Origin of the sequence: Saccharomonospora sp. NPDC046836 (assembly GCF_040645195.1) — a bacterium.
In the GTDB taxonomy this organism is placed as follows: domain Bacteria; phylum Actinomycetota; class Actinomycetes; order Mycobacteriales; family Pseudonocardiaceae; genus Prauserella_A.
Genome location: NZ_JBEYXW010000009.1, coordinates 12,662 through 28,134, shown reverse-complemented (window position 1 = coordinate 28,134; position 15,473 = coordinate 12,662). Strand labels below are relative to the sequence as shown.

Here is a 15,473-nt window from a genome sequence, read left to right as displayed (position 1 = left end):
TGGCCCGATCTGATCAACCGGAACTTCGGCGCGTACTTCCATAGAGGTAGGGACAGCGACCACGCACTCAAGTAGTCCTCCTACCTGCACTTTCCGCCATGTTGACGATCAACGGCCTCGGCCGGCGCCCGGTGTACCTGGCGGGCGCCGTGCTCCTCGCGGCCAACTCATTCCTGCTCTTCACCCTGGTCAATGCTCAGTCCTCGGGACTGCTGATCCTGGGCTTCGCGATCTCGATGGGAGTCCACGGCATGATGTACGGTCCGATGGGCGCCTTCATGGCAGAACTGTTCGGTCCACGCACCCGCTACACGGGCGCATCGATCGGATACCAGATCGCCTCCATCGCAGGTGGGTTCGGCCCGATGATCGGTGGTGTCCTATTGGAAGCGGCCGGCGGTCCGCCGCACACCCTGTACCTTTCCCTCTTCATGTCCACAATGCTCGCGCTCACTGTTCTCGCGGTCGTGATCGTCAAAGAGACCAACAAAACCGACCTGGCGAGCGAGCGGCCCTGATCATGCATGACATCGTTTGCTTGGAAGCATTGGAACTCAGTGAGGCGATCGCGCAGGGTCACGTCTCGTGCCGTGAGGTCATGACGGCGTACCTCGATCACATCGAGGCCGTCAACCCGACGATCAACGCCCTCGTCGCCGTGCAACCTCGTGAGGTCCTGTTGCGACAGGCGGACGAGCGGGACCGGGAACTGGGTGCGGGGCACCGGCGGTCGTGGATGCACGGATTCCCCCACGCGGTCAAGGATCTCACCGAGGTCGCGGGAATTCCCTTCACCGCAGGCTCTCCGATCCACCGGGAACGGATCGGACGCGTCGATGATGCGTTCGTACGACGTCTGAGGAATGCCGGAGCGGTGATCATCGGCAAGACCAACACGCCCGAGCTGGGTTTCGGTTCGCAGACCTACAATCCGGTCTGGGGCACTACTGTCAATCCGTACGACACCACACGAACTGTCGGTGGCAGCAGCGGAGGCGCCGCTGCTGCCCTGGCAGCTCGTATGGTGCCGGTCGCTGACGGCAGCGATTACATGGGATCGCTGAGAAACCCCGCGGCTTTCACCAACACCGTCGGGTTCCGCCCGAGCCTCGGACGTATTCCGAAGCCAGGTTACGTCGCCCAGCTGTCCACCATAGGGCCGATGGGCCGCACCGTCACCGATGTCGCACGCCTCTTCGACGAGGTGATGGCCAACTCTGATCCCGGCATGCCGCTCGCATGCGGGCGAGATCGGTCGGACCAGCGGTCCGAACCAGCAGATGACCTGACCGGGACACGGTTGGCGTGGATGGGTGACCTGGGCGGGCACCTCGCGTTCGAGGGCGGTCTCCTTGAGTTGTCCGAATCCTCGCTCCGGGCGTTCGAAGATCTCGGAGCCACTGTCGAACACGTCGTCCCGGATTTCGACTTCGACGAACTCTGGGACGCCTTCCTCGTGTGGAGATGGTGGCATTCGGTGGACTTCGCCGAACTGTACGACGACCCGAAGACCCGTGCACAGCTCAAGCCGGAAGCCTTGTGGGAGATCGAGAACGGCCTGAGGTTGAGCGCTCGCGAGATCAGTCGGGCCAACAAGGTCCGCACCCGCTGGCATCAGACGGTGGCGCAGCTGTTCGAACGACACGACTTCGTCGCTGCCCCGACGACGCAGGTGTTCCCTTTCGACGCCGGGCAGCACTGGCCTCGGGAGGTCGGGGGACGAACCATGGACACCTATCACCGGTGGATGGAGACGGTCGCTCCGTGGTCGCTCACCGGCTGCCCCGTGCTCGCGCTGCCCGCGGGTTTCGACGATCGCGGCCTTCCCGCAGGGATCCAGCTGATCGGCCCACTCCGCCAGGATCTGTCCGTCCTGGCGACCGGCCGCCTCTACGAGCAGCAGACCCAGTGGGTCACCCGGCGCCCACCCGAGCCGACGCGCCACGCTCAAGCCGCCAGACCGTAACGGCCAACTACCCGGACATCCGAACACGAGGGATACACCAGTACACATGCCTGTCACCACCGTCCTCGGCAGCATCGACGCCACCCGGCTGGGCCACACCCAGCCGCACGAACACCTGTTCTGCGATCTGCGGGGTTACCTCCGTCCAGAACAGCGACAGGGGTACCCGATCGACCTGGCGAACTACTACCGGAGCCGGGTCGACCGCGACAACGCCGAAGACATGGTCCTCGACGACGTGGAGGCCGTCGCGGATGCGCTCGAGGACTACCACCGGGCCGGTGGTGGATCCATCGTGGACGCCACCCCGCACGGCCTGGGCCGCAGCCCCGAGACCCTCCTGCGAATCGCGCAGCGATCCCGCGTCAACATCATCATGGGCTGCGGTTACTACACCCAGCCGTTCCACCCCGACTCTGTTCCCCATGACACCGAGGAAGACATCATGAAGGGCATCGTCGCCGATCTCGTCGACGGTGTCGATGTCGGCGGGACCGCGGTTCGTGCCGGCATCATCGGCGAGATCGGCATCTCCTCGCCGACCCATCCCGACGAGGAGAAAGTGCTCCGGGCTGCCGCCAGGGCTCAACGCGTCACCGGTGCGGCATTGTTGATACATCCGGGACGATCGCCCGAGGCCCCGCTGCAACATCTCGGCACAGTTGCCGCCGCGGGCGGCGACATCGAGCGGGTGGTGATGAGCCACATCGATCGGACGCTGTTCGACCTCGACTCCATGCTCGCCGTGGCCGACACCGGATGCGTACTCGAGTTCGATCTGTTCGGAACCGAAACGAGCTACTACCCGCAGAACCCGGCTGTCGACCTCCCCAACGACGGGCACCGCGTCCACTACATCCGTGAGCTCGTCGACCGGGGCTACGGCGATCAAATAGCCATCGCCGAAGACGTGTGCCGCAAGACCCAGCTCAAACCGTACGGCGGGGAAGGATACGAGCACATCCTCCGACGCGTGATACCGCTGATGCGGGCACGCGGCATCCGGGAGACCGACATCAAACAGATCACCGAGCGGACACCTGCCCGCCTTCTGGACCGGGCGTAGCCGAAGGAGGCGAACGCGCGACAACACGGAACCGACGGAAAGGAACCGGCCTTGACGGTGGTGCAGTCCGCGCTGGGACCAGTCCCGGCCTGCGAGTTGGGCCCGACTCTGAGCCACGAGCATCTCTTCATCAACCTGATGCGGGAACGCCGCGGCGACGGGCTGCTCAACGACACGAGCCTGATGGCCGACGAATTGCGCGTATTCGCAGAACAGGGCGGCCGCACGATCTTCGACCTGACGACGGCGGAGCTGACCCCGGGCTCGACCCCAGGCAGCGATCCGGGATTCACCGCAACCTCGGCGGGCCAGACCAGAGACCCGTCGAATGTCGTCGCGATCCAGGAGGTGTCGAAAGCGACCGGGGTGAACGTCATTCTCGGCGCCGGGCGCTACCGAGATTCATTCCTCCCGCACGATCTGATCGACCGTATCGGAATCGTCGGCCTCGCCGAGGAGATGGTCCGCGACATCGAAGAAGGGTTACCGGGAACCTCCGTTCGGGCAGGCCTGATCGGTGAGATCGGCGCCGACAAGTGGTTCATCTCCGCTCACGAGGAAAGGGTGTTCCGGGCGGCAGCGCGCGCACAACTTCGCACTGGCGTGCCGATCTACACCCACGCCGCGCGGTGGCCGGTGGGGTTGGAGCAGGTGGCACTTCTCCGCGAAGAAGGGGTGCCACCAGACCGTATCGCTGCCGGACACGCCGATACCGTCCCGGAGCCGTCGTATGCGCACCGCGTTGCCGACCAGGGTGTGTACATCGGTATCGACACCGTCAACACCTCGGCATTCACCGAAGTGTCGTCGCGAGTGAAAACCATCGGCGACCTCGTCCGCGCAGGCCACATCGATCGAATTCTGCTCTCCCACGACGTCTGCCTCACATCGCAGCTCACCGCCCACGGCGGAAACGGATTCGGATTCATCATGGGCGGCTTCCGGGACCGCCTGCTTGAATCAGGATTGAGCCGGGAGCAGTTCGACCACATCGTGGTGGTCAATCCGGCGCGCTACCTGACCGGAGACGACCGCAACCACCCAGCAATGGCACCTCCGACGTCGATCGTTGGTTTGAACGGGTCCAGCTTCGACACCCGCTTCGGATAAGGCTCGCGCGGTCGGCCGTGCCGACTCGAGCGCTGCCGGCACGGTGCGCCAACCAACACGATGCTTCCGCTCGATCGGCCGTTTCGACAGGCCGGCACGGTAATCCCGGCGAATCGCAGCGAACGGCCCCACCCGGGTCGTCGAACCCGCTCCTGCTGGGACCGGGATGTCGGAGCCGGACTGACTCAACGTTGATCCCGCAGCTGGCTGGTTGCTGTTCTTCCAGCCTGTGAGACCTGTCTGCACAGCTGGTCGAGGTCAATGCGCCTCTGTGCTAACCCCCCGGGGGCGGCGTGCTGCAATCTCCGGTGGTCCGCCATGTTGGGTCGCAGAGGGCGGACAGCTTCTGGAGCGCAGACATATCCGTGGCCCGATCCGCAAATGATTCTCGGCCTAGTCGACGGGAGCGGTTAGCCACTGAGAATTCTGCATGACTGTTCGTCCGGAGAATTCGTGGAATCCGTTCCACACCTGGATCCGTTCTGGCGTTAGGCGGATATAGACGAACCCGGGCATACTGCGTGGATCATGGGAGACCTCGGCGTATCGATCAGCGAGGTTCGGATCGATCGCGGGAACCGGGACGAACCGGGCGCGAGCGTCGACCATCACAACGTCCATCGTGTCACCGAGCGCGATTCGGGCGTGGCTTGTTCGCTTGAGGTTGCTGACGGTGTGGCTTCTCTCGAAGGTGGCCGTGACGAATTCGCCCGAGTCCCAGACGTATGCGACCGGGATGAGATGTGGCCCCTGACTGCTGCCCGATGCGAGCCAGAACTGTCTGCTGGCCTGCACGCGCTCCTGCGCTGCGGAACGGCGCTCGGCAAGGGTGCGCGCAACGGGCTCAATTTGATTCGTCATGTGACGTACCTCCCTGACTGTTTGGTTGCGCTTGTCGAACTGGGTGTTTGCCCGCGCCAGCGGTCACTGCGCCTCCGGGCTGAGCGTCATTAACCATCTGATAGTCCATGCCGCCAAAGTCGCTGAACTTCCAGTCGAACAAGGATCCGTAAAAGTCGCGGGTACGGTTGGTGTCCGGGGTGGGCAACTCGAACCAAACCAAGTGAGCTGTCATAACAAATCTCCCTTTCCATCGGTGTGAGATGCAGGCCTGGCGCCGACAGCGTAGGCGTCGGAGGGCTTCGCTCCAACCCGCGTTCGCAGCAAGGACGCCAACCGACCGCACGACTCGTCATGGAGGGCGAAGTATTTTGAGTTGCCAGGCGCGCACCTGTACGACTGTTGAGGCTGTCGTCTGTCAACCGTGGCTGGGAGCGCCATTAGAGCTAGTCAAGGGCGGCAAGCCTGGCTTGCAGGTGCCGCTTCTCGACCGGGTTCGTGACCAGTCGGCCTGCAGGAGCGGTTCGGGACCGCAGCAGTAGACGGCCGTGTCCGGTGTGGACTCGGCGAGCAGGCTCGCCAGGTCGAGTTCCCCGGCTGCCGTGAGCGCCTCGGTGAACGCCATCGAGGCGGCGGTGCGGGTCGCCGACCTCGCCGTCCAGATCCACGGCGGATCCGGCTACATGCGCGAGACCCCCGTCGAGCGCATATACCGCGACGTGCGGCTGCTGCGCCTCTACGAAGGCACCAGCGAGATCCAGCGGCTCATCGTCGGTGGAGGCCTGGTCAGACAGGCCCTCTCGGCATCGTGAGCAGACCGGGGCTGCGCACGCGGGCCGGACGGTCATCGCGCTCGAGCCGTTGCCAACCACATCGGCTTCGACCAGCGTGGCCTGCGCTAGGTTTACCCGGTGACCTCACCAGCGGCGACCGTCGCCGCGGAGTTGGTGTGCCGCCTCACGCTCCTGCGTGCGATGGCAGAGCACGGACATCTGAGTGCAGCGGCGAACGCGGTCGCGGTTCCGCAGTCGACGGCGACCCGCTGGCTGGCTGAGCTGAGCCGGGCTGTGGGGGTCGAGCTCACCCGCCGGGTCGGCCGTCGGATCGAGCTGACCAACGCCGGTCAGGTTCTCGCCGACGCCGCCGGGGCGGTACAGACGTCGCTGGCCGTCGGCGTCTCCCGGGCCCGAGAGGCCGCCGACCCGGAGAGCGGCCAGATCGTGTTCGGTTTTCTGCGCACCATGGGGACCAGCAGGGCCCCGGAACTCCTGCGCGGATACCGGGCGGCGCGCCCGCGAACACGGATGATCTTGGTGCAGGCCTCGCACGAGGAGCTCGTAGGGAAGCTGCACGACGGGACGATCGACGTAGCGATGTCGGCACTGCGTCCGACGGAGCCCGGCATCGAGGCAGTCGAGTTGTTCCGGGAGCACTTCGTGGTCGTCGTCCCGCGGGACCATCGGATCGCATGCCTCGATTCGGTCCGGCTCCGCGACTGCCGCGACGAGACGTTCGTCGGACTGGCCCGGGGGATTGCTCTGCGGCGCCGGGTGGACGAGCTCTTCGCGGCGGCCGGGGTGCGGCCCCGCTACGGCTTCGAGACAGAGGAGGTCGAGACCGTTCGCGGGCTTGCGACGACCGGGGTGGGCGTCGCTGTACTGCCGGGCCGACACGGCGGGCCCCTGTCCGGATCGGTCGAGATCCCGGTGGTGCCCCGCAGCTACCGCCGGATCGGCCTACTCGTCTCGACGCGGCGGGCACCGGAATCGGTCGTGGCCCACTTTTGCGAGTGGGCCACGACGCAGCAGCGGTGACGCGCTCAGGACGAGTACGCCACCGCCGGGGGTCACCGGGCTGGGGCCACCGGCGCCGCGGACGCGACCTCGGTCGGGGAGCCCTCGCCGAGGTGCGTTTCCTGCTCGATGGCGTCCCGGACCAAGGACGGGTCGTTCAGGGCGGCGTGGAAGCGTTCGTCGTCACGCTGCCCGCACCAGCCGGCGACAACCATAGTCGCCACGGTGTTGCCGATGACGTTGGTGAGCGAACGCCCTTCGCTCATGATCCGGTCGATCCCGGCGATGATCGCGATCCCGATGGCGATGGCCTCGGTCGTGTAGAACTCACCGCCGAAGGCCTGGAGCGACGCCGCAAGGGTGATGAGCCCGGCCCCGGAGACCCCGGCCTGTCCCTTGGAGGTCAGCAGCATCAACCCGAGTAGGGCGATCTGCACACCCCACGGCAGGTCCTGACCTCCAGCCTGGGCGATGAAGATCGCGGCCATCGTGAGGTAGATGCACGACCCGTCCAGATTGAACGAGTACCCGGTCGGCAGCACGACACTGACGGTGGAACGCGAGGCGCCCGCCGCTTCGAGTTTGGCGAGCAGCCGGGGCAGCACGGTCTCCGACGACGACGTCCCAACGACGATGAGGAGCTCGTCCTTGATCATCCGCAGCAGCTTGAAGATGTTGAACCCGGACAGCGCGCACACCGCGCCGAGCACGACGACCACGAACACGAGACAGCTGCCCCAGAAGGTCGCCATCAGCGCGACCAGGTTGGCCAGGCTCGCACCGCCGAGCTCCCCGACCGTGTAGGCGATACCGCCGAACGCTGCGAGCGGCGCCATGAACATGATCAACCGGATGATGCCGAAGACGACCTTGCCCATCAGGTCGATACCGCCGACAACTCGCCGCCGCAGCGGGGGTGCAAGCATTGAGGTCGCGACGGCAACCAGCAGGGTCAGGACGAGCACCCGCAGGATCTCGTTGCCCACAAACGGTCCGAAGAAGCTCTCGGGGAGCAGCACGTTTTTGACGAAGTCGACGACGCCACCGTCCTCCGGTCCGTCGGCGAGGCTGGCGCGGGCGGTGTCGAGGGCCGCGGGGTCCGGCGGGATCGCCGGGAAACCGGCCCCGGGCTGGACGAGGTTGACCGCAGCCAGCCCGAGCCCGAGGGCGATCACTGTCATGAGCAGGAAGTAGCCGAGGGCGCGGGTCGCGATCCCGCCGGCCGCGGCGAGACTGCCGATAGAGGCGATCCCCACGATCACCGTGCAGAAGATGACCGGGGCGGTCACAGTCTTGACGAGCTGGATGAAGATGTCCGGCAGGAACTTCATCTGGCTGCCGAACTCCGGCGCCACCAGCCCGACGACGGCGCCGCCGACCAGGCCCAGCACTACCCAGAACCACAGCTGGGTCCACGGTGGCTTCCGGCGCGGGGCCTGTGGTGTGTCGGGGCGTGGGGGCGGTACGGGTTCGCGGGGGGCGTCGGGGATCGACATCGTCGTCACTCCTTCGGGTAGGTCAGTTGGAGCCGGTCATCCGGCGCGGATCGAGCAGTCGGGTGAGCTCGTCTTCGGGTAGATCGGTCTGTTCGCGGGCCACCTCGCGCACTGTTCGCCCGCTCTCCCGTGCGGTCGCGGCAATCTCAGCCGCCCGGTCGTAGCCGACCCGGGGAGCGAGGGCGGTGGCCATCATCAGTCCGCGCTCGACCGCTGCGGGGCCGGCGTGGGTGGCGCGGATACCGGAGACGCAGTGCTCGGCGAACACGGTGGCGGCGCCGGCGAGCAACTCGATCGACTCCAGCAGGCAGTGGGCGACGACCGGGGACATCACGGTGATCTCGAAGTTGCCGTGCCCGCCCGCGACGGTGATGGTGGCGTCGTTCCCGATGACCTTCGCGGCAACCTGGCAGACGGCCTCGGCGACGATCGGATTCGTCTTGCCGGGCATGATCGATGAGCCCATCGACAGGCCCGGGATCTCGATCTCGCCGAGGCCGGCCCGGGGGCCGCTGTTCATCCACCGGATGTCATTGGCGATCTTCAGCAGGCTCACGGCGACCGTCTGTAGTGCCCCCGAGATGAAGACCACGGCGTCGATCGCGTTCTGCGCCTGGAAGTGGTTGTCGGTCTCGCGCAGCTCGATCCCGAGTTCGGCCGCCAGGGTCGTGAGCACCCCGGCGGCGAACCGGGGATGGGTGTTGATCCCGGTGCCGACCGCGGTGCCGCCCAGCGCAACCTCCGCCAGGCCGGTGCGCGCGCAGCGGACCCGCTGCACACCCCGCTCGATCTGGCCGGCGTGCCCCAGGAACTCCTGCCCGAGCCGGATCGGGACGGCGTCCTGCAGGTGGGTGCGCCCGGTCTTGACGACGGTGTCGGTGCGGGCGGCGACCTCGCGTAGCTCGCGGGCGAGCCGGTGCAGCGCCGGCTCCAACCGGTGCACGAGCGCAGTCTGCGCGACCGCGTGGATGACCGTCGGGGTGACGTCGTTGGAGGACTGCCCCAGGTTGACATGGTCGTTGGGATGCACCGGGCTGCGGGCACCGAGCGGTGAGCCGACCAGCTGGTTCGCCCGGTTGGCGATGACCTCGTTGGCGTTCATGTTGGTGTTGGTCCCGCTGCCGGTCTGGAAGACGTCGACCGGGAACTGGTCGTCGAGCTGCCCGTCGGCCACCTCGCTCGCGGCCGCGACGATCGCGTCGGCCAGTGCCGGTTCCAGCAGACCCAGCTCGGCGTTGGTTCGCGCAGCAGCCCGTTTCAGCGCTCCGAGGGTGTGCAAGTAGGAGCGGGGCAGCCGCAGCTCGCTGATTGTGAAGATTTCAATCGCGCGCTGGGTCTGGGCGCCCCAGAGCGCTCCGCCGGGCACGGTGACCGCGCCGCCGAAGTCGTGCTCCGTGCGGGAGGGCGCGTTCACCTCAACGCCCCCGTTGGCGCCCTGCCGATCCACTCGTTTCTCTGTGGCCTCGCCGACGCTGCCATCCACTGGCGATGTCCCCTTTTCTTGCTCGGCATCCCGGGAGCAGCAGACTGCATCACGCCGGGGCGGCGGTCACGCACACCGCGGGCGAACTGGGGTTCCCGGCAGGCTTGCGACGCGGCTGGTAGTCGGGCTGAGCAGGAGCTATCCGGATCTGATGGTCGTCCATCCAATTTCGGGGATGGGGATCGAAAGCGCGCAATTGGCCGTGATCCGCGAATGAACCTTGACACCTGGAGCCCGAACGGTGACGTGGGCTTGGACGCCATGGGAGGAACGGTCCGTGGGACTGTTGGACAAGCGGAAGCAGCACTTCGTGGAAGTCAGGACGCGGCACCTGTGGCGTTGCCGGCATCTCGGGACCCCGATGAAGCCGCCATCGAGCGGTATCGCATCGAGCGGCAGACCGTGATGCACGTCGGCGGCCGCACTCGCGGCGATATCGACATGCGCGTAGACGCGGTTCACCGCCAGGCAGATCTGGCCGTTGTCGGCGAACGCTCGCTGCGGAAGGCCTAGCGCAACGTCGGCAAACCTGCGGCCACCGCCGCGAGCGCGCGCTTCAGCGTGGGAGTGAACGGCAGGCAGGCGGCGGCGAGATCCGGGTTCTGCGCGTAGACCTCAACGAGTGTGGGCGGCGGGTTGGCGGCGGGGTAGAGGACACTCGCGACCCCGGACGCCATCGCGGCCAGGTACCGGCTCTCCGCGTCGGTCAGGTCCGTGCGCACCGCCGCCACGGCGGCCCCGACCTCGGCGAGGACACTCAGCACCGTGCGCTTGAACTCGGCGGCGGCGGGGACCGAGACGTTGTGCTCGAGCGTGGTGGACGTGTGGCCGAGCAGGTCGCAGAACAGCTGGCGCTCGGCGAGCGTCTCGGCGAGGGTGTCGATGACGTCGGCGCCGTTGTCGAGCCGCCGGTTGACCTCGTCGGCCCACTCCCGCCAGCATTCGGCGGCGAGCTCGAGGTAGATCTCCTCGCGGGTGCCGAAGTAGCGAACGACGTTGGACTTCGCCAGCCCCACGGCGGCGGCGACGTTGCCGAGGCTCACGTTGCGTACCCCGGATTCGATGGCGAGGTCCCGTGCCGCCGCGAGGATGGCGTCGCGCCGCTGCTGCTTGTGTTCCGGACGCCTGGCCCGCACGAACGTCGACTCAGCCATATCCCGATCAGTATAGATCCCGATTTAACAGAACGCTGTCCTCTTGATAGGTGAACACTGTTCTGTTAATTTGGCCATACCGGACTGACGAAGGGGATCAACGTGGTCGAGGTGCGATTGCGCGTGAACGGGGCGGACGAACCGCTCGACATCCAGCCACAAGTCAGCCTGCTCGACGCGCTGCGCGAGCACCTCGGCCTCACCGGCACCAAGAAGGGCTGCGACCAGGGCGCCTGCGGCGCCTGCACGGTGCTCGCCGACGGCGAGCGGATCAACTCCTGCCTGGCGCTCGCCGTTCAGTACGAGGGCAGGGAGATCACCACCATCGAGGGGATCGACCACCCGCTGCAGGCGGCGTTCGTGCGGCACGACGGCTTCCAGTGCGGCTACTGCACGCCCGGCCAGATCTGCTCGGCCGTCGGGATGCTCGCCGAACACAAGGAGGGCATGCCCAGTGCGGTCACCGGCCAGGCCTCCGGCGGAGAGCTGTCGCCGGCGGAGATCCGCGAGCGCATGAGCGGGAACCTGTGCCGCTGCGGCGCCTACAACGGCATCATCGAGGCGATCCGGGAGGTCGCGAGATGAGGACCTTCTCCTACCTGCGTGCGCCCGATGTGAAGACCGCACTGCGGGCCGTCGCCACCGAGCCGAACGCGAAGTTCCTCGGCGGTGGCACGAACCTGGTCGACCTGATGCGCGAGAACATCGAGCGGCCCGACGTGGTGGTCGACATCAGCAGGCTGCCACTGACCGGGATCGAGGAACTGCCCGGCGGCGGTGTCCGGATCGGCGCGCTCGTGCGCAACAGCGCGCTGGCCGCGCACCCGCTCGTCCGCACGCGCTACCCGGTGGTGTCCCAGGCGGTTCTGGGTGGCGCCTCGGCCCAGCTACGCAACATGGCCACCGTCGGCGGCAACCTGCTGCAGCGCACCCGTTGCCTGTACTTCTACGACGACGCCTCGGCCTGCAACAAGCGCGAGCCCGGCAGAGGCTGCTCAGCGCTCGGCGGCCTCACGCGCAACCACGGCGTGCTCGGCGTCAGCGAGCACTGCATCGCCACCCACCCCTCGGACCTGTGCGTGGCGCTCACGGCTCTCGACGCGGAGATCGAGGTGGAGAGCACCCGCGGGACCCGGCGCATCCCACTCACCGAGTTCCATCGCCTGCCGGGCTCCACCCCGCACGTCGAGACCGCGCTCGCGCCGGACGAGCTGGTGACGGCCGTCGAACTCCCGGCCCCGGTCACCACGCACTCGCGGTATCGCAAGGTACGCGACCGGGCCTCGTACGCCTTTGCGCTGGTCTCGGTGGCCGCCGCGCTGGAGGTCCGCGACGGCACGGTGACCGCGGTGCGCCTCGCACTCGGCGGCGTCGCTCCCAAGCCGTGGCGGGCCACGGAGGCGGAGCGGGTGCTGCTCGGTGCACCGGCGACGGAGGAGTCCTTCCGGCTGGCCGCCGAAGCCGAGCTCGCGGCCGCGACCGGGCACAACGGCAACGACTTCAAGATCGAGCTCGCGCGGCGCACCATCGTGGCGACGCTGCGAGACCTGCTCACCGACAGGAGCGCGGTATGACCCAGACCCTGCCGGCAACCCGGGAATCCGCCGTCGGCAAGCCGGTCGACCGCGTCGACGGCGCGGTCAAGACCACCGGCGCGGCCCGGTTCGCCGCCGAGTACTCCTATCCAGGCCTCGCCCACGCGGCGCTGGTGCACGCCACAATCAGCCGCGGCCGGGTCACCACGATCGACACCGCCGAAGCCGCCGCGGTGCCCGGCGTCATCACCGTGCTCACGCACCACAACGCTCCCGCGCTGAAGCCACCGCGCAAGGTGACGCCGACGGACCTGAGCACGATGGCGTCCGGCACGTCGGTGAACTACCTCAACACCGACGAGGTGCACTGGGACGGACAGCCGATCGCCGTCGTCGTCGCGGAGTCTCCACTCGCGGCGCGCGAGGCGGCGGGACTGGTACGGGTCACCTACGAGGCAAGCGAATCCACAGTGGACTTCGCGGCTGCGGAGCCGAACGCCACGCCACAGAAGAACAACCTGATCATGCAGGGCTCGGCGAAGAAGGGCGACGCCGAGGCCGCGTTCGCCGAGGCGCCCGTCAGGATCGACAGCCGGTTCACCACTCCTCCGTTGCACCACAACGCCATCGAGCCGCACGCGACGCTGGCGTTGTGGGACGGCGACCGGCTGACCGTCCACGACGCGACGCAGAGCATCGACTGGCTGCGCTCGCACCTCGCGACTCGGTTCGGCATCCCGGCGAGCGACGTACGCGTGATCGCGCCGTTCGTCGGCGGCGGGTTCGGCGGGAAGGGCTTCATCTGGGCAGGCACGATCCTCACGGCGCTGGCGGCGCGCGCCACCGGCAGGCCGGTGCGGATGGTGCTGACCAGGGAGAGTGTGTACCGCGTCGTCGGAGGGCGCACGCCGTCGACGCAGCGGGTGGCGCTGGGCGCCCGCGCCGACGGCACGCTCACGTCGCTCATCCACACAAGTGTGAGCAGGCTCGGCCGCGTAGGCGGGTCCCCAGAGGCGGTCACTTCGCAGTCGAAGCACCTGTACGCGGCCGAGAACATCCTGGTGCAACAGAACCTGGTGGAGCTCGACCTCGTCTCCAACGCGCCCATGCGCGCACCGGGCGAGGCCATCGGCACGTTCGCGCTCGAGGCGTCGATCGATGAGCTGGCCTACGAGCTCGGGATGGACCCCATCGATCTGCGGATGCACAACGAACCCGAGCGCAACCCCATCGACGGCAAGCGATTCGCCCGTCGCTACCTACGCGAGGCCTACCGCGTCGGCGCCGAGCGGTTCGGCTGGGCCAACCGCACACCGGAACCGAGGTCGATGCGGGACGGCCGCTGGCTCGTCGGCATGGGCGTGGCGACGGCGTTCCACCCCTCGCTGTTGTTCGTGGCCAACGTCGCCGTCCGGCTCTCCGTCGACGGCACCGTGCTCGTGCGCTGCGGTATGCAGGAGATGGGCATGGGCGGCGCGACGGTGCAGGCGCAGATCGCCGCCGACGCGCTCGAGGTGCCCGTGGAATCGGTGCGGGTCGAGTACGGCGACTCCACGTTGCCCATGGCGCCGAGCGCCGCCGGGTCGATGCAGACCGCGAGCGTGGCCAACAGCCTGCTGGCCGCGTGCGAGAAGCTCAGGCGGAGGCTGACGAAGCTGGGCCGGTCGGCCGACGAGAGCCCGGCCGCGGTGCTGGCCCGCGAGGGCCTGCCGTCGCTGGAGGTATCCGTCGGCTCCGACACGCGACTGGGCAGGGTGGCCGGACAGCTGAAGTTCATGTCGAAGTTCCTGGTGGACCAGCGGCGCTGGATGAAGGCCGCGTTGGGAGCGCACTTCTGCGAGGTCAGGGTGGATCCCGACACCGGAGAGGTCAGGGTGTCGCGCTGGACGGCGTCCTTCGACGTCGGCAGGGTGATGAACGCGAAGACGGCCGCGAGCCAGCTGCGGGGCGGCATCGTGATGGGCATCGGCATGGCGCTGGCCGAGGAGACCCTGATCGACCCGCGCAACGGCCGGATCATGAACCCGAGCCTGGCCGAGTACCACGTGCCCGTGCACGCGGACATCCCGCCGATCGATATCACCTACCTCGACGAACCCGATCCCACCATGCCGCTCGGCCTGGTGGGCATCGGCGAGGTGAGCATCACCGGCGTGGCCGGCGCGATCGCGAACGCGATCCACCACGCGACGGGCAGGCGCGTCCGGGACCTGCCGATCACCCTCGACAAGCTGCTCTGAGGTCACCGACGGTTCGCCTTCCATTCCCTGGTCTCTGTCACTACTCGACCGCATACTGTGACCAGAGAACGAAGGTGACCAGTACGGGTCTCCGTCTCCCCGCTGTTCCTGGTGGTTGATCAGGTGGCGCATCAGTGTGGGCGAAACCGGTTGCCAGCGTACGGTTTCGCCTTTCTCGCGCAGCCGGACGAGGGACTGATCCGGATCGAGGTCTTGCGGCCGGAGAGCGAGGGCACCGCCGCGGCGGCACGCGGTCTCGGTGTGCAGGCGCAGCAGGAGTAGATCGAATGTCCGGCCAGTTGCTTGATCTCGAGCGGTGTGGGCTCGTCGATGCGTCGATCTCTCGACACGTCCACACCGAGCACGAGGTGCGCAACCGCGGCCGGTGGCCCGCTCAGACCATCGGGTTGCCGCTGGTGGTCTGGTCCGCCTCGACATACGGCTGGACGACATCCCAGTGCTCGACGATGCGACCATTCTCGAAGCGGAAGATATCGACGATCGCCGCGTCACCATCGGGGATCCATCCGCTGACCCGGCTGTGCGCGATGACGTAGTCGCCGTCTTCGAACACTCGCTCGGGGGCCCAGCGGAAGCCTTCCAGCATCGGCACGGCGGCGCGCAGCCCGTCCAATCCGTTGGGCAGGTTGGGGCTGTGCTGGATGTACGGCTCGGCCCAGTACCGGTCCAGAGCCGTCACATCCTTGTCGTGGAAGAGCTCGCGCATGGCCGTGAGCAGGGTGTTCTTGTTCGACATATCAGGCCTCCTCGAAGGTTCCGGCCAGCCGGT

14 protein-coding genes and 3 pseudogenes are annotated in these 15,473 nt (G+C 67.5%); 10 read left to right on the top strand and 7 right to left on the bottom strand.

Going from position 1 to position 15,473, the window contains the following annotated elements; translation table 11 throughout:
* Positions 1-98: 98 nt before the first annotated feature.
* From ABZ863_RS13290 to ABZ863_RS13275, 4 genes are read left to right on the top strand one after another with little or no spacing between them, the layout of a single operon-like run.
* Positions 99-518: an MFS transporter gene (locus ABZ863_RS13290; protein WP_358534817.1), complete on the top strand. Its 420-nt coding sequence runs from the start codon at positions 99-101 to the stop codon at positions 516-518.
* A 2-nt stretch (positions 519-520) separates the two neighbouring features.
* Positions 521-1,966 carry an amidase gene (locus ABZ863_RS13285; protein WP_358534815.1) on the top strand — a complete coding sequence of 482 codons (1,446 nt, stop codon included), beginning with the start codon at positions 521-523 and terminating at the stop codon, positions 1,964-1,966.
* A 46-nt stretch (positions 1,967-2,012) separates the two neighbouring features.
* Positions 2,013-3,032: a hypothetical protein gene (locus ABZ863_RS13280; RefSeq protein WP_358534813.1), complete on the top strand. Its 1,020-nt coding sequence runs from the start codon at positions 2,013-2,015 to the stop codon at positions 3,030-3,032.
* A gap of 57 nt (positions 3,033-3,089) precedes the next feature.
* Positions 3,090-4,142, top strand: coding sequence for a hypothetical protein (locus tag ABZ863_RS13275; RefSeq protein WP_358535057.1), 1,053 nt, complete (start codon positions 3,090-3,092; stop codon positions 4,140-4,142).
* A gap of 393 nt (positions 4,143-4,535) precedes the next feature.
* On the opposite strand, the gene ABZ863_RS13270 is transcribed toward ABZ863_RS13275, so the two are convergent.
* Complete coding sequence (locus tag ABZ863_RS13270; RefSeq protein ID WP_358534811.1) at positions 4,536-5,003, bottom strand: pyridoxamine 5'-phosphate oxidase family protein; 468 nt, start codon at positions 5,001-5,003, stop codon at positions 4,536-4,538.
* A 487-nt stretch (positions 5,004-5,490) separates the two neighbouring features.
* Positions 5,491-5,622 (bottom strand): annotated as a pseudogene (locus tag ABZ863_RS13265) (oxidoreductase); the annotation flags it as partial.
* On the opposite strand from ABZ863_RS13265, the pseudogene ABZ863_RS13260 reads away from it, so the two are divergent.
* Positions 5,591-5,794 (top strand): annotated as a pseudogene (locus tag ABZ863_RS13260) (acyl-CoA dehydrogenase family protein); the annotation flags it as partial. The pseudogenes ABZ863_RS13265 and ABZ863_RS13260 sit on opposite strands and share 32 nt — an antisense overlap.
* 99 nt (positions 5,795-5,893) lie before the next feature.
* The gene (locus ABZ863_RS13255) at positions 5,894-6,796 is read left to right on the top strand and encodes a LysR family transcriptional regulator (RefSeq protein ID WP_358534809.1); all 903 of its coding nucleotides are present in this window, start codon (positions 5,894-5,896) and stop codon (positions 6,794-6,796) included.
* Between the two features lie 32 nt (positions 6,797-6,828).
* Here the strand turns inward: ABZ863_RS13255 and ABZ863_RS13250 are convergent, their stop codons facing one another.
* Positions 6,829-8,271: a cation:dicarboxylase symporter family transporter gene (locus ABZ863_RS13250; RefSeq protein ID WP_358534807.1), complete on the bottom strand. Its 1,443-nt coding sequence runs from the start codon at positions 8,269-8,271 to the stop codon at positions 6,829-6,831.
* A gap of 22 nt (positions 8,272-8,293) precedes the next feature.
* The gene (locus ABZ863_RS13245) at positions 8,294-9,754 is read right to left on the bottom strand and encodes a class II fumarate hydratase (RefSeq protein WP_358534805.1); all 1,461 of its coding nucleotides are present in this window, start codon (positions 9,752-9,754) and stop codon (positions 8,294-8,296) included.
* Between the two features lie 213 nt (positions 9,755-9,967).
* Here ABZ863_RS13245 and ABZ863_RS13240 point away from each other — a divergent pair, with 213 nt between their 5' ends.
* Positions 9,968-10,267 carry a hypothetical protein gene (locus ABZ863_RS13240; RefSeq protein ID WP_358534803.1) on the top strand — a complete coding sequence of 100 codons (300 nt, stop codon included), beginning with the start codon at positions 9,968-9,970 and terminating at the stop codon, positions 10,265-10,267.
* On the opposite strand, the gene ABZ863_RS13235 is transcribed toward ABZ863_RS13240, so the two are convergent.
* Positions 10,264-10,908 (bottom strand): TetR family transcriptional regulator, encoded by a 645-nt coding sequence (locus ABZ863_RS13235; protein WP_358534799.1) that lies wholly within the window; start codon positions 10,906-10,908, stop codon positions 10,264-10,266. The two genes, ABZ863_RS13240 and ABZ863_RS13235, sit on opposite strands and share 4 nt — an antisense overlap.
* 102 nt (positions 10,909-11,010) lie before the next feature.
* On the opposite strand from ABZ863_RS13235, the gene ABZ863_RS13230 reads away from it, so the two are divergent.
* Genes ABZ863_RS13230 through ABZ863_RS13220 form a run of 3 tightly spaced genes read left to right on the top strand, consistent with a single transcriptional unit; the run spans position 11,011 to position 14,683 of the window.
* A complete protein-coding gene (locus ABZ863_RS13230) occupies positions 11,011-11,493 on the top strand; it encodes a 2Fe-2S iron-sulfur cluster-binding protein (RefSeq protein WP_358534798.1) in 483 nt (160 codons plus the stop codon).
* Positions 11,490-12,482, top strand: coding sequence for a xanthine dehydrogenase family protein subunit M (locus tag ABZ863_RS13225; protein WP_358534796.1), 993 nt, complete (start codon positions 11,490-11,492; stop codon positions 12,480-12,482). The genes ABZ863_RS13230 and ABZ863_RS13225 overlap by 4 nt, the downstream gene beginning before the upstream one ends.
* The gene (locus tag ABZ863_RS13220; RefSeq protein ID WP_358534795.1) at positions 12,479-14,683 is read left to right on the top strand and encodes a xanthine dehydrogenase family protein molybdopterin-binding subunit; all 2,205 of its coding nucleotides are present in this window, start codon (positions 12,479-12,481) and stop codon (positions 14,681-14,683) included. The genes ABZ863_RS13225 and ABZ863_RS13220 overlap by 4 nt, the downstream gene beginning before the upstream one ends.
* Positions 14,684-14,779: 96 nt before the next feature.
* Here the strand turns inward: ABZ863_RS13220 and ABZ863_RS13215 are convergent.
* A pseudogene (locus ABZ863_RS13215) lies at positions 14,780-14,962 on the bottom strand (site-specific integrase); the annotation flags it as partial.
* 115 nt (positions 14,963-15,077) lie between these two features.
* Positions 15,078-15,440 (bottom strand): nuclear transport factor 2 family protein, encoded by a 363-nt coding sequence (locus ABZ863_RS13210; RefSeq protein ID WP_358534793.1) that lies wholly within the window; start codon positions 15,438-15,440, stop codon positions 15,078-15,080.
* Positions 15,441-15,473 lie beyond the last annotated feature (33 nt).

Bases quoted from the DNA above. Each gene is read 5' to 3' on its own strand.
- ABZ863_RS13270 (WP_358534811.1), bottom strand. From the start codon at position 5,003: ATGACGAATCAAATTGAGCCCGTTGCGCGCACCCTTGCCGAGCGCCGT.
- ABZ863_RS13280 (WP_358534813.1), top strand. From the start codon at position 2,013: ATGCCTGTCACCACCGTCCTCGGCAGCATCGACGCCACCCGGCTGGGC.
- ABZ863_RS13220 (WP_358534795.1), top strand. From the start codon at position 12,479: ATGACCCAGACCCTGCCGGCAACCCGGGAATCCGCCGTCGGCAAGCCG.
- ABZ863_RS13235 (WP_358534799.1), bottom strand. From the start codon at position 10,908: ATGGCTGAGTCGACGTTCGTGCGGGCCAGGCGTCCGGAACACAAGCAG.
- ABZ863_RS13250 (WP_358534807.1), bottom strand. From the start codon at position 8,271: ATGTCGATCCCCGACGCCCCCCGCGAACCCGTACCGCCCCCACGCCCC.
- ABZ863_RS13240 (WP_358534803.1), top strand. From the start codon at position 9,968: ATGAACCTTGACACCTGGAGCCCGAACGGTGACGTGGGCTTGGACGCC.
- ABZ863_RS13290 (WP_358534817.1), top strand. From the start codon at position 99: ATGTTGACGATCAACGGCCTCGGCCGGCGCCCGGTGTACCTGGCGGGC.
- ABZ863_RS13285 (WP_358534815.1), top strand. From the start codon at position 521: ATGCATGACATCGTTTGCTTGGAAGCATTGGAACTCAGTGAGGCGATC.
- ABZ863_RS13210 (WP_358534793.1), bottom strand. From the start codon at position 15,440: ATGTCGAACAAGAACACCCTGCTCACGGCCATGCGCGAGCTCTTCCAC.
- ABZ863_RS13225 (WP_358534796.1), top strand. From the start codon at position 11,490: ATGAGGACCTTCTCCTACCTGCGTGCGCCCGATGTGAAGACCGCACTG.